Origin of the sequence: Brevundimonas pishanensis, assembly GCF_022750635.1 — a bacterium.
GTDB classification, from domain to species: domain Bacteria; phylum Pseudomonadota; class Alphaproteobacteria; order Caulobacterales; family Caulobacteraceae; genus Brevundimonas; species Brevundimonas pishanensis.
This window is the reverse complement of sequence record NZ_JAJKBG010000009.1, coordinates 21,319-33,466: the sequence shown is the minus strand read 5'-3', so window position 1 is coordinate 33,466 and position 12,148 is coordinate 21,319. Positions and strand designations below refer to the sequence as shown.

Sequence of the window (12,148 nt, the reverse complement as noted above, 5' to 3'; positions counted from 1 at the left end):
CCAGCCCGTGAGGTGAGCCAGCCCTGTTTCTGCCTTTTCTGTCAGCGTAAGAGCACAAGCTCCGGCACGGCATTAGCCCCGATCCAGAGGATTGCGTTCTGTCGGTATTTGCGGCCGAGTTCGCAGGCGTTTTCGCGGGAGATGCCGATCGCGAGGTAGCTGGCTTCGGCCGGCCAAGTCGGGTCCTCGCCTTGTCCTGCTCCCTTTATTATGGCTGCCCCCGTAGAAGCGAGGTCCTGGTACAGGCTGGCTTGGTTGGCCGCGTTTTCTTCTGCCGTGACAGTCTGACTGAAGGGATTTTCAGCTGTAATGAAGGTCGCTCCGCTCCGGTCGGTCAGTACGAACCGGTGGGCAAGCTCATGTGATCGCTGACCAATTTTAAGGACGAAGAATCCGTCATCCGAAAGGACGTGATAATTTGTAGCACTGTAAGCTGCTACGAGGTCGTTGTTTACTGCGGTCGTTGACATTAAAGAACCTCCATTTGGAGGGGCGACACAGCTTCCGCTTTGTTGCTCAGTTGAGCCACATCTGCTTACGCAAACCACCTTGCCCGGACTGGCAGGTTGGTGTGGGTGTCGACCCAACTCTTGATGATTTCCACTGCATATCCCTGAAATAGCTTACATGGCAAGTGGAGCTAAAGATGGGGGACAATTTTTGCTTCACACTGACGTGACCCCCATTTCTCATCCAGCCATAACGAGAGTCCGAGGTGATCTTGATCTGCTCCCGGGAAACTGGATCACCTGAAGTTAGAGTTTTCCGGGAGCAGATCAGTACAGCGTGGCCGGCGGGCTGTTTCCTGAACAGGCCGCCGCGCTCGCGACGGCGGCTATCAGAGGCGATCGCGAGGAAGCGGGCCGATGCGACGCCGCCTTCGCCGGCTTGTGGGACTTGTTCCGCGCCCACGGCAGTCTTCGGCTGATGTATGCGGCGGCGAATATGCTGGGGCTGACCGAAGCGTCGCCGCCGAAGCCGCTTCTGGGACCCGATGAGAAGCTGAAAGCCAGTCTTGCGAAGGCTTTGCCGCTCTGAGACCGCGGGGGAGGCAAATGTGAGGTTTTGGTCAGGGAGCCAAGGACCGCTCCTGGCGCGTCGCCGACATCAGCGTGGATAGGCGAGGACATCTGACCATAGGTCGACGAAAAGCCTTCCACTGGGGCAAGAATGACGAACCCTCTCAGGAGGGCTCATCAGTGCGACAGCCCGATGGGAAGATGGCTCTTGTCGTGACGGCCCACCCGCTCCACTAGAGACTGTTCATCAGCGTTCATGCCAATGACCTCGACTTCGGCCCCCTGCTTCCGATAACGGAAAACGACCTTGTCGACAGCGGCGACGCCTGTCAGGTCCCACAGGTGGGCGTCGGTCATATCGATCTCCACGCGCCTGGGGCTGCCGTGGTGTTCGAAGGCTGCGGCGAAGACATCGGCCGAAGCGAAAAACAACTGCCCAGACACGCGGTAGCGCAGCACGCCGTCTTCCGGCGTTTCGATCTCTTCGACGACCACGGTCTTACCGACCTTGCGCATGAAGAAGACGGCCGAGAGGATCACGCCCAGGACGACGCCCTTGGACAGATCATGGGTGGCCACGACAGTCGCCGTCGTGGCGATCATGACGATGGACGACTGGAACGGCGTTGAGCGCAGCTTCAGGACTGAGCCCCAGTCGAAGGTTCCGATGGACACCATGATCATCACCGCCACCAGAGCCGCCATGGGTATCCGCGCCACCCAATCCTGAAGCACCAGGATCAGGAACAAGAGGAAGAGGCCAGCCCATAGCGTGGACAGGCGGCCTCGCGCGCCGGAGGTCACATTGATGATCGACTGGCCGATCATGGCGCAACCCGCCATGCCGCCGAACAGCGGCGACAGGATGTTGGCGATGCCCTGACCGCGCGTCTCGCGGTCCTTGTCTGAAGGGGTGTCAGTCAGGTCGTCGATCAGGTTCGCCGTTAGCAGGCTTTCCAGCAGGCCGACGAAGGCTAATGTAGCCGAGACTGGCGCGATAATGGCGAAGGTCTCCCAGGCCAGCGGGACGGCCGGCAGATGGAAGATCGGCAGGGATGAAGGCATTTGACCCATGTCGCCGACCGTGCGGACATCCAGACCGGTCATCATCACGAAGCCGCTGATCAGGACGATGGCGACCAGGGGCGAAGGCACGGCCTTGGTCAGGCGAGGGAAGCCGTAGATGATGGCCAGGGCAGCGCCGACCAGAGCGAAGGTCTGCCAGTTGGCGCCGATCAGTTCCGGCATCTGAGCCAGGAAGATCAGGATGGCCAGAGAGTTGACGAAGCCGGTCATGACGCTGCGGCTGACGAAGCGGATGTAGCGGCCCAGTTTCAGCAGGCCGATGATGATTTGAAAGACGCCGCACAGGATCGATGCGGCGAACAGGTATTCCAGGCCATGATCACGGACGAGCGTAACCATGAGCAGGGCCATGGCGCCGGTCGCGGCCGAGATCATGGCGGGTCGCCCACCGACGAAGGCGATGGTCACGGCGATGACGAAGCTGGCGTAAAGGCCCACGGCGGGATCGACGCCGGCGATGATGGAGAAGGCGATGGCCTCCGGGATCAGGGCCAGCGCCACGACGGTGCCCGCCAGCAAATCGCGGCGAGGGTTGGCGAGCCATTGCTGGCGCGCGGATGCAATAATGGACATTCAGGATTTCATTTGGACGAGCCGCATGCGGCGGCTCAGTTTCCCGACGGATCGGCGGACGGGATAGCCACCCGGCAGCCCAGGGGCGCCGAGTCCAAGGTGAACGACGGCATGCATGCCGCTACGGGGCTTTGAATGCAAGATCCGTCACGTTCACTGCGCAAGAGGTTTGGACGAATCGACGGGGGGCGGCCGCCTGTTTCAGGTGCCCGCGACGGGTGCGGCTAGTGTCAAATCAATGCGACGGCGACCCCGCTTGCGGCGGTCAGGGCAACGACTATCCATGGTGGGCACTTCCACACCGTCAGCAGAACAAAGCCCGCCAGCGCCACGAAGAAGTCGATCGCACTCAGGATCGCGCCGGTTCCTACAGGGGTATAGAGGGCGAAAGCCAGAATGCCGACGACTGCCGCGTTCGCGCCGCGCATCGCCGCCTGGGCCGCCGGTCGGGCGCGCAGCAGACTCCAGAACGGCAGCACCCCTGTCACCAGCAGCAATCCCGGCGCGAAGATCGCCACTAGACAAAGGGCGGCCCCGGCCAATCCATTCGGAGAAGGCTCCATGGCGGCGCCCAGATAGGCGGCGAAGGTGAAAAGCGGCCCCGGTACGGCTTGGGCCGCGCCATAGCCCGCAAGAAAGCCATTGGAATCGATCCAGCCGGGCTGCACCACGCCTTCTTCGAGCAGGGGCAGAACGACGTGACCGCCTCCGAAAACGAAGGTGCCGGCTCGATAGAAGACGTCCAGCAAGGCGACGCCGTGGAGTCCTGTCGCCATGGAGGCGAGCGGCAAGCCCGCCAGAAGCAGAAGGAACACGGCCAGGGCCGTTGCGCCGGCGCGCCGTGAAATCGGGAAGCTTGGAGTCGACGCTGATGTGGCGTTCGTCGTCCGGCAGAGGCGCAGCCCCGCCAGGCTGCCGATGACGATGGCGACGATCTGACCTGTCGCTCCGCCGAGCAACATCAGGATTACAACAGCGGCTAGGCCGATAGCCGCTCTTTGCCAGTCGGGGGTCAGGGTGCGGGCCATCCCCCAGACCGCCTGAGCGACCACAGCCACGGCCACCAGCTTCAGTCCATGCAGCAGGCCCATTCCAACCGGACCGTTGAGCGAGGCTGCGCCCACGGCGAACAAGACCAGGAGCGCGGCGGACGGCAGTGTGAAGGCGCACCATGCCGCAATGCCGCCCAATGGGCCGGCGCGCCACAAGCCCAAGGCGTAGCCCGCTTGGCTGGAGGCTGGGCCGGGCAGGAATTGGCACATGGCGACCAAGTCGGCGTATCCGGCTTCATCGATCCAACGGCGTCGCGAGACCAACTCGTCCCGGAAATAGCCGAGGTGCGCCACGGGCCCGCCGAACGACGTGAGGCCGAGCTTGAGGAAGACCGCGAAGACCTCTGTCGGCGAACCGGCCAGTGGCGCGCTCGGGCACCCGTGGACTGAGCTGGATTCGCCGCTGATTTCCGTGGCCATTCTCTAACAGTCCAGCCTGAGGCTACGCAGACCTGGTCGCGATCGCGGACAGGTCGTTGGCCGCATCGATCGGCACGCCTGACGCCTTCCGCTCGGAATAGCGATCCACCAACTGGCCGGCATGGGCGCGGGTCAGGACGGTGAAGCGCACCAGTTCCTCCATCACGTCGACGATGCGATCATAGTAGCTGGACGACTTCATGCGGCCGTCGTCGTCGAACTCCATGAAGGCCTTGGCGACGCTGGACTGGTTGGGGATGGTGATCATCCGCATCCAGCGGCCGAGCAGGCGCAGGGTGTTGACGGCGTTGAAACTCTGCGAGCCGCCGGAGACCTGCATGACCGCCAGGGTGCGGCCCTGGGTCGGACGCATGCCGCCCATGCTGAGCGGCAGGTGATCGATCTGCAGCTTCATGATCCCGGAAATCTGGCCGTGGCGCTCCGGGCTGCTCCAGACCATGCCCTCCGACCACAGGGCGTGCTCGCGCAGTTCATGGACGGCGGGATGATCGTCGTAGGCGACCTGATCGGTCAGCGGCAGGTCGGACGAATCGAAGATGCGCGTCTCGCAGCCCATGAAGCGCAGAAGGCGGGCGGCCTCCTCGACGCACAGCCGGGAAAAGGACCGATCCCGCAGCGAGCCGTAGAGCAGCAGGATGCGCGGCGGATGGTCGTTCGGACCGAGGCCCAGCGCGGGGCAGCTGGACAGATAGGCCGGGTCGAGCGCGGGCAGGTGGTCGGGATCGGGCAGGTCGCGAAGGCGGGTCATTGGATACGCAGATCCTTGAACATGAAGGTCGCCGATGCCGGGCACAGGCCGCTGAACTGGCGAGAAGCGGCGATGGCGGGCGGCGCGGCTGACCGAAGGGCGACCGAGTAGCCGCGCCGCTGGAAGAAGGCGGCGGCCGAGGTCGTGAGCAGATAGAGGCTGGCAGCGCCTTGCTGGGCGGCTTCAGTTTCGAGCCAGGACAGGATCGCCCCGCCGTGACCGCCGCCGCGACGGCCGTCAGGGACGATGATGGAGCGGATCAGGACGTCGGGCCCGACCTGCTCCAGCCCGCCGTAGCCGACCAGCCCCTCGCCATTCTCAAAGCGGAAGAAGCGCCGGTCGGGTTCGTGGAGGTCATCCGTCGGCAGTCCGGCAGCCTCCAGCGCGGCGATCAGGTCGGCGGTGGGTTCGGGCAACGCCGAGACGTTGAAGGCCATCAGCAGGCGTCCTTCTTCGGGGCGGTCGCGGGGAAGTAGCGGCGGCCCAGCCACAGGGCGACCGACACCAGCAGGATCAGCACCGGGACCTCGACCAGCGGGCCGATGACCGCCGCGAATGCGACCGGCGACGCCAGCCCGAAGGCGGCGATGGCGACGGCGATTGCCAGTTCAAAGTTGTTAGAGGCGGCGGTGAACGCCAGGGCCGTGGTGCGCGGATAGTCCGCCTCGATCAGCTGTCCCATCAGGAAGCTGACCACGAACATGACGAAGAAGTAGATCGTCAGCGGGATGGCGATGCGCAGCGCGTCCAGCGGCAGGGCGACCACCTCGCCGCCCTTGAGGCTGAACATGGCGACGATGGTGAAGAGCAGGGCGATCAGGGTGACCGGCGCGATGCGCGGCAGGAAGCGTGTCTCGTACCAGTCGCTCCCCTTGCTCGCGACCAGCGCCCGCCGGGTCAGGAAGCCGCCGAGGAAGGGCAAGCCCAGATAGACCAGGACGGCGCCGGCGATGGTCCAGACGCTGACGTCCACCACGCTGCTCTCCAGTCCGAACAGGGGCGGCAGCACGGTCAGGAACAGCCAGGCGTAGAGGCTGAAGAAGGCGATCTGGAAGATCGAGTTGAAGGCGACCAGGCCCGCCACATACTGGTTGTCGCCGCGCGCCAACTGGTTCCAGACCAGCACCATGGCGATGCAGCGGGCCAGACCGATCAGGATGACGCCGGTCATGTATTCCGGCTGGTCGCGCAGGAAGATGACCGCCAGCGCGAACATCAGCACCGGCCCCAGCACCCAGTTCTGGAACAGGGAGAGCAGCAGCACGCGCTTGTCGGCGAAGACGCGCGGCAGTTCCTCGTATTTCACCCGCGCCAGCGGCGGATACATCATCAGGATCAGGCCGATGGCGATGGGGATGTTGGTCGTCCCGACCGACAGGCCGTCGATCCAGGCGGGAAGGCCCGGCACGACCGCACCCAGCAGCACGCCCAGCGCCATGGCCGCGAAAATCCACAGTGTCAGCCAACGGTCGAGGAAGGACAGGCGGCGCTTTGGCTGGTCAGTAATCACGGCGTCAACCATCAGCGGACCCTCCGGCCCTCGGCGTCGATGACGACTTCGCCGTCCTCCTTGGTGAAGGGCTTGAGCCCTTCCGACGGCAGAAGGTCGAGGACCGCTTCGGACGGGCGACACAGCTTCACCCCCAGCGGCGACACGACGATGGGACGGTTCAGCAGAACCGGATGGGTTTCGACGGCGTCCAGAAGTTGATCGTTGGACAGGGCGGGATCGCCGAGGCCCAGTTCGGCGAAGGGCGTGCCCTTCTCGCGCAGCAGACTGTGCAACGGAACGCCCATACGCTCGACCAACTCCAGGATCATCCCGCGGCTGGGCGGGGTCTTCAGATACTCGATGACATGGGGCTCGATCCCGACGTGGCGGATCAGGGCCAGGGCGTTGCGCGACGTCCCGCAGGCGGGGTTGTGATAGATGACGACGTCCATGAGGTCCTCAGGCGCGGCAGGGCGCGAGTTCGGCCAGAAGCGGCTCGCACAGGTCGGCGCGGCCCTGGCAGCAGTCCTTCAGCAGGAAGACGACAAGCGCCTGAAGGCGGCTCAGATCGGCGCGGTAGATGATCGAGCGGCTGCGACGCTCCGAGCTGATCAGGCCCGCGCGGGACAGAACCCCAAGGTGCGCCGACATGGTGTTGGCGGGCACTGCCAGTGCGTCCGCGATCTCTCCGGCAGGCAGGCCAGCGGGTTCATGCTGGACCAGCAGGCGGAAGGTCTCCAGCCGCGTGGGCTGGGCCAGGGCGGCGAGGGCGAGAATGGCGGCTTCTGATTCCATGATTCCAAGATAATGGAATCAATAACGGAGTCAAAGGCCCAACTAGTGCTCATGAATGTCGGCTTTGCGCGCGGATAAGAAAGGCCGCTTCTGGCGCATTTGCGAAGTCGCCACACTTCGGAGTGGACTTCGCCCGCGACCAGAGCGGTAGTCCGTTCATGACCTCAGATGATTTATACCAAGTCTGCATATGCCGCGTGCGGACTTCTCCCTTGTTCACACAGCCGCCACCGAGCGGTTCGGGGTATACGCCGACCCAATCATGGCCGTGATAAATGCCGACACTGGAGAGGCGGTTCAGGATGCCAATCTTGCCCTCGTCACTATCCTAGACGGACGCCTCAAGGCGGAGCGCGGAGCTTTCGATCAGTCTATTGCAGGTTTGACGATCAGCTCGGCTCTTGTCGATTCCGCTGTGCACCACATCGCCCGCTACGGCTCGGGCCACACCGAGGCTATCGTCACCGCCGACGCCGAGGCGGCCGAGCGTTTCGCCGCCCAGGTCGACAGCGCCATCGTCCTGGTCAACGCCTCCACCCAGTTCGCCGACGGCGGTGAGTTCGGCTTCGGCGGCGAGATCGGCATCTCCACCAACCGCCTGCACGCCCGCGGCCCCGTCGGCGCCGAGCAGCTGACCACCTACAAATACGTCGTCCGCGGCCAGGGCCAGATCCGGCCGTGACAGCAGGAAGCCGGAGACGTCTCCGCCTCCGGCTCCTCGCCGTTCACCTCATCCGGGCCTCAAGCCGCGCGAAGCGCGATGGGCCCGCAGAGCAATCCTATGCTCTGCCCTCGGGCAGAGCATAGGCGATCACATAGTCGCCTTCCGGCGTCTCCATGAAGTGATGGCCGCCGGCCATGATGACCAGGTATTCGCGGCCGTTCTGCTCGTAGATCATGGGGTTGGCCTGGCCGCCCGCGGGCAGGACGTCGGACCAGACGGTCTTGCCGGTCTCGATGTCGATGGCGCGGATCAGGTCGTCGGTCGCCGCGGCGATGAAGATCAGGCCGCTGGCCGTCACCACCGCGCCGCCGTTGTTGGGCGTGCCGATCTCCAGCGGAAGCATCGAGGGGATGCCCCACGGGCCGTTCTTGCGCGCCGTGCCGAACGGACGGTCCCACAGGGTCTGGCCGGTACGCATGTCGATGGCGGTGATCCCGCCATAGGGCGGCTCCTTGCACAACAGGCCCGTCCACTTCACGCGCCAGCCGGCGTTGACGTCGATGGCGTAGGGCACGCCGATCTGCGGGTCGCCGGCGCCTTCGCCCTTGGACAGGCTGCCGCCGCGTTCGGCCGCTTCCTTCTGCTGGGCGATGTAGCGCGGGTCGTCGCGCGGGAACCAGCCCTTTGCATTGGCCTCGGCGCGCGGCACCAGCCGGTTGTAGTTGGGCATGTCGTTGTAGTTGGCCACGATCACGCCGCGCACGGGATCGACCGCCACGCCGCCCCAGTCCGAGCCGCCGTTATAGCCCGGATAGTTGATGTAGTGGTTGGTCGAGGGCGGGGTGTAATAGCCTTGATAGTTCGCCTTCTTGAAGTTGATGCGGCAGAACATCTGGTCGATCGGGGACATGCCCCACATGTCGGCCTCGACCAGGTTCGGCTTGCGCAAGGTGGCGAACAGCGAGAACGGCTGGGTCGGCGAACGCTGGCCCTGTTCGGTCCCGCCGGTGGTCGGCACCGGCCGTTCCTCGACCCGGTGCAGCAGTTGTCCGGTGGCGCGGTTGAAGACGTACATGTCGCCTTGCTTGGTCGGCACCAGCAGCGCCGGTACCACGCCCGCCGCCGTCGGGAAGTCGATCAGCGTCGCCTGCGAGCCGTGGTCGAAGTCCCACACGTCGTTGTGGACGGTCTGGTAGTGCCAGCGCGGTTTGCCCGTCGTCACGTCCAGGGCGACGATGGAGGTCGAATACTGCTTCTCCAGCGGGCGGCGCGAACTGGACCAGTAGTCGGCCGAGGAGTTGCCCATCGGCAGATAGACCAGACCCAGATTCTCGTCGACAGAGGCCGTCGTCCACATGTTGGGGGTGCCGGGCGTATAGGTCTCGCCCTCCGGCGGCAGGCCGTTGCGGTCCGGACGCATCATGTCCCAGGCGAAGCGCAGTTCGCCCGTCTCGACGTCGAAGCCCTGGATCACGCCCGAGGCGTTCCACCGCTTCTGGCCGTCCAGAACCTGGTGGCCCGTGACGATAACGCCACGCACGATGACGGGCGCCGAGGTGATCGACACCATGCCGGGATAGGGGTCGCCCATGCCGACCTTGATGCTGACCGCGCCGTTCTGGCCGAAGGCCGGGCACGGACGCCCGGTGCGGGCGTCCACGGCGATGATGCGGCCGTCCAGGGTGCCTTCGATGATCTTGACCGCGCAGGGTTCGGCCGGATTGGCGTTCGCCCGGGCATGATAGGCCACGCCGCGGCAGGCGGCCGTGTAGGGAATCTGGTCGTCGGCGACCTGCGGATCATAGGTCCACTTCTGCTGGCCCGTATTGGCATCCAGGGCGAACAGCTTGTTTCGGGCCGAGCACAGATAAACGGTGTCGCCGATCTTCAGCGGCGTGGTCTCCGCCCCCCACCGCTCGCCGGGCAGGTCGCCGGTGCGGAAGGTCCAGGCGCGTTCCAGGCGGCCGACGTTGTCCTTGTTGATCTGGGTCAGCGGCGTATAGCGCTGCGCGCTGTCGGTGCCGCCCCAGGCGGGCCAGTCCGCGCCCGTCTTCAGCAGGGCGGGATCGTTGTAGCTTCCGCGCGCGCCGGGCACCGGGTGGTCGATCTGCGCCTTGTTGGCCTGGGCGATGACGACGCCGAAGATCAGGGTCAGAACCGCCAGACCGGCCGCCGATCCGGCGGCCAGCCGCCCCGCGCCGCGCCGCAGCGCCGGCAGGGTCGCGATGACCAAGAACATCAGCACCAGCGGCCCGACCAGGCGCGGCACCAGGGCCCAACCGTTCAAGCCCTTTTCCCAGAAGGCCCAGATCAGCGTCGCCAAGAAGGTCGCGGCGTATATCCACGCCCCACGCACGTCGCGCAGCACCAGCAACACGCCCGAGGCGATAAGCGCCAGGCCAGCCAGGACATAGTACCAGGAGCCGCCCAGAGCGGCCAACTGCACCCCGCCGACGGTCAGGATCAGACCGATCACGGCCAGCAGGACGCCGAGAAGCAGGGTCAGCCAGCCTCCCAGACGGGTTGGCGTTGTCCATCGTGGCATGAGAGCCCCCTGAAACTGCGGATCAAGGAACGGCAACGCTGTCTCAGAGGCGGAGTTCCAAACATACATTCCCCAAGTGGCATGCCGTCTGACGTGAGTTTCGCCTGAATCCGACCGCAGGACAATCATTTTCCGTCCCGAGCGGCGTCGTCGGGCGCGCAAGGCGCTGAGACAGGGCAGATCGGCCCGCGAAGCCGCCGTGTTGTGCCCTGGTGGCGGTGTTTTTCAGCGCAGCGGACAGACCCATCCTGCCGTTTTCGTTCAGTTTGGGCGTGGATGGCGGTCATGCGCATAGCGGAGGCGCTCGCAATCGGCGGATGGCGGCGAGGATGGCGCGGACCATCGGACCGGTGACGGCCACCTCGGCCAGCTGGAAGGTGATGGCGCGGGCATGGCGGACGACACGTGCCCCGATCTTGATCAGCTTCAGTTGCAGGCTGGTCAACGACCAGTCGGCCATCGTCTCGGGCAACTCGATGCAGCGCAAGAAGATGGCCAGGTTGTAGGCCAGCGCATGCAGTTGCAGTCGCACCTCATTGTCGCGGAACTTCCGGCATGACAGCCGCGTCCAGTGGAAGGCATATTTACCTTCCTTGATGTGCTGCTCGGCGGTGCCGCGCTGGTTATAGAACCGCACCACCCAGTCGGGCTCCATCGGCAGGTTGGTGACGATGAAGCCGACACGCGGGAACAGTTCGCCCGGATGCCATTCGATCTTGGCGATCACCCGGCGTTCCTTGTCCCAGGATGCCGCCTGATACTCGAAGTCTTCGTAGAAGCGCTTGACCTTGGTCAGCGAAGGTCGCCCGACAGGGCGCGTCAGCCGATGCGCGATCTTCTCGCGCAGGACGTTGTTCGCAGGCAGCCGGATGGCGTAGAAGAATCGGGCTTCTTCCAGCCGCTCATAGATCGCGGGGATCGCGTAGGCGGCGTCAGCCCGGAAGAACCGGCCGCAAAGGTCGCGCTCCGCGTAGCGGGCGATGACGGGGTCGAGAACGTCCCGCCAGCCATCGGCGCTGTGGACGTTGCCATGGCGCAAGGCGCAGCGCTCCAGCATGCCGAACTGGTTGAACAAAAAGTTCGGGTGATAGCAGGTGCAGTCGAAATGCCCGTTCCAGGCCGCGCCCTCCTGATCGCCATGGGTGGGGCTGACCGAACTGTCCATGTCCAGAACGATGTACTTCAGCCCGTTACGGTCATGGAACCGGTCGATCCATTGGCCATTCAGGTCGGCCAGCGCGGCACGGTTCTCGGGCTGTGCCAGTGTCTCGGTCTCGAACCGTCCCATCTGCGAGGCCGAGGCCGCTTGCGCATCGACAGCCCTTCCACCCACGACCTGGCGCATCACCGGATCGAGGGCCAGGCGGTCGGCGTCGTTCACATCCTCGTATCCGGCCAGTCGCCCGAACACCGATTGCCGGAACAACCCGTCAAGCCGGTGGACCGTGTTCTTGCCGCGCCGGGTGTCGCGCAATGCTTTTGCCGCCAGATCGGACAGCCCGAGCGCGTCATCCAGCTCGCGCATCACCAGCAGGCCGCCGTCGGAACTGAGCTGCGCACCTCGGAACTCCACATGCACCCGGCGGTCGAACTCGACCCGATCTGCCCGCTTCGAACCCGCACCCTCTGGGTGATCCATCAAACGCGCCCCTCACGGCCATCAACACCATGATTTATATCGGAAATATTGAGATCCTGACAGCAAAATCAGCGATTTACTTGGGGAATGTGGG

11 protein-coding genes, 1 pseudogene, 1 riboswitch and 1 other annotated feature are annotated in these 12,148 nt (G+C 64.8%); of the genes and pseudogenes, 2 read left to right on the top strand and 10 right to left on the bottom strand.

Features of this window, described 5'->3' with window-relative positions; all coding sequences use genetic code 11:
• Positions 1–41 precede the first annotated feature (41 nt).
• Positions 42–470, bottom strand: a complete 429-nt coding sequence (locus LOX95_RS13690) for a DUF3293 domain-containing protein (RefSeq protein ID WP_242915550.1) — start codon at positions 468–470, stop codon at positions 42–44.
• Between the two features lie 28 nt (positions 471–498).
• Positions 499–602: riboswitch (SAM-I-IV-variant riboswitch) on the bottom strand.
• Positions 603–786: 184 nt separating this feature from the next.
• Between LOX95_RS13690 and LOX95_RS13685 the strand changes: the two genes are divergently transcribed.
• Positions 787–1,038, top strand: coding sequence for a beta/alpha barrel domain-containing protein (locus tag LOX95_RS13685; RefSeq protein ID WP_242915548.1), 252 nt, complete (start codon positions 787–789; stop codon positions 1,036–1,038).
• Between the two features lie 158 nt (positions 1,039–1,196).
• On the opposite strand, the gene LOX95_RS13680 is transcribed toward LOX95_RS13685, so the two are convergent.
• The 7 genes from LOX95_RS13680 to LOX95_RS13650 form a co-directional block, all read right to left on the bottom strand.
• On the bottom strand, positions 1,197–2,678 hold the full coding sequence (locus LOX95_RS13680) for a SulP family inorganic anion transporter (RefSeq protein ID WP_242915546.1): 1,482 nt from the start codon (positions 2,676–2,678) through the stop codon (positions 1,197–1,199).
• A gap of 37 nt (positions 2,679–2,715) precedes the next feature.
• Positions 2,716–2,777 (bottom strand) — a sequence feature (sul1 is cis-regulatory element that is thought to sense ions involved in sulfur or methionine metabolism; They are found in Alphaproteobacteria).
• Positions 2,778–2,908: 131 nt separating this feature from the next.
• Positions 2,909–4,150 (bottom strand): chromate efflux transporter, encoded by a 1,242-nt coding sequence (chrA, locus tag LOX95_RS13675; RefSeq protein ID WP_242915545.1) that lies wholly within the window; start codon positions 4,148–4,150, stop codon positions 2,909–2,911.
• 22 nt (positions 4,151–4,172) lie between these two features.
• Positions 4,173–4,919, bottom strand: coding sequence for an arsenical resistance protein ArsH (gene arsH, locus LOX95_RS13670; RefSeq protein WP_242915543.1), 747 nt, complete (start codon positions 4,917–4,919; stop codon positions 4,173–4,175).
• Positions 4,916–5,410 carry an arsenic resistance N-acetyltransferase ArsN2 gene (arsN2, locus tag LOX95_RS13665; protein WP_242915541.1) on the bottom strand — a complete coding sequence of 165 codons (495 nt, stop codon included), beginning with the start codon at positions 5,408–5,410 and terminating at the stop codon, positions 4,916–4,918. The genes arsH and arsN2 overlap by 4 nt, the downstream gene beginning before the upstream one ends.
• Entirely contained in the window at positions 5,356–6,441 is a 1,086-nt protein-coding gene (arsB, locus tag LOX95_RS13660; RefSeq protein ID WP_242915539.1) for an ACR3 family arsenite efflux transporter, read from the bottom strand. Before arsB ends, arsN2 begins: the two co-directional genes overlap by 55 nt.
• Positions 6,441–6,863 (bottom strand): arsenate reductase (glutaredoxin), encoded by a 423-nt coding sequence (gene arsC, locus LOX95_RS13655; protein WP_242915537.1) that lies wholly within the window; start codon positions 6,861–6,863, stop codon positions 6,441–6,443. Before arsC ends, arsB begins: the two co-directional genes overlap by 1 nt.
• Before the next feature lie 7 nt (positions 6,864–6,870).
• On the bottom strand, positions 6,871–7,206 hold the full coding sequence (locus LOX95_RS13650) for an ArsR/SmtB family transcription factor (protein WP_242915535.1): 336 nt from the start codon (positions 7,204–7,206) through the stop codon (positions 6,871–6,873).
• Between the two features lie 388 nt (positions 7,207–7,594).
• On the opposite strand from LOX95_RS13650, the pseudogene proA reads away from it, so the two are divergent.
• Positions 7,595–7,888, top strand: a pseudogene (gene proA / locus LOX95_RS13645) (glutamate-5-semialdehyde dehydrogenase); the annotation flags it as partial.
• 97 nt (positions 7,889–7,985) lie between these two features.
• Here the strand turns inward: proA and LOX95_RS13640 are convergent.
• Both LOX95_RS13640 and LOX95_RS13635 read right to left on the bottom strand, forming a co-directional pair.
• The gene (locus LOX95_RS13640) at positions 7,986–10,484 is read right to left on the bottom strand and encodes a membrane-bound PQQ-dependent dehydrogenase, glucose/quinate/shikimate family (protein ID WP_242915533.1); all 2,499 of its coding nucleotides are present in this window, start codon (positions 10,482–10,484) and stop codon (positions 7,986–7,988) included.
• Positions 10,485–10,698: 214 nt separating this feature from the next.
• Complete coding sequence (locus LOX95_RS13635; protein WP_003168745.1) at positions 10,699–12,054, bottom strand: IS1380-like element ISKpn23 family transposase; 1,356 nt, start codon at positions 12,052–12,054, stop codon at positions 10,699–10,701.
• Positions 12,055–12,148 lie beyond the last annotated feature (94 nt).

Bases quoted from the DNA above. Each gene is read 5' to 3' on its own strand.
- LOX95_RS13690 (WP_242915550.1), bottom strand. From the start codon at position 470: ATGTCAACGACCGCAGTAAACAACGACCTCGTAGCAGCTTACAGTGCT.
- arsC (WP_242915537.1), bottom strand. From the start codon at position 6,863: ATGGACGTCGTCATCTATCACAACCCCGCCTGCGGGACGTCGCGCAAC.
- LOX95_RS13680 (WP_242915546.1), bottom strand. From the start codon at position 2,678: ATGTCCATTATTGCATCCGCGCGCCAGCAATGGCTCGCCAACCCTCGC.
- arsH (WP_242915543.1), bottom strand. From the start codon at position 4,919: ATGACCCGCCTTCGCGACCTGCCCGATCCCGACCACCTGCCCGCGCTC.
- LOX95_RS13640 (WP_242915533.1), bottom strand. From the start codon at position 10,484: ATGTATGTTTGGAACTCCGCCTCTGAGACAGCGTTGCCGTTCCTTGAT.
- LOX95_RS13635 (WP_003168745.1), bottom strand. From the start codon at position 12,054: ATGGATCACCCAGAGGGTGCGGGTTCGAAGCGGGCAGATCGGGTCGAG.
- LOX95_RS13650 (WP_242915535.1), bottom strand. From the start codon at position 7,206: ATGGAATCAGAAGCCGCCATTCTCGCCCTCGCCGCCCTGGCCCAGCCC.
- chrA (WP_242915545.1), bottom strand. From the start codon at position 4,150: ATGGCCACGGAAATCAGCGGCGAATCCAGCTCAGTCCACGGGTGCCCG.
- arsB (WP_242915539.1), bottom strand. From the start codon at position 6,441: ATGGTTGACGCCGTGATTACTGACCAGCCAAAGCGCCGCCTGTCCTTC.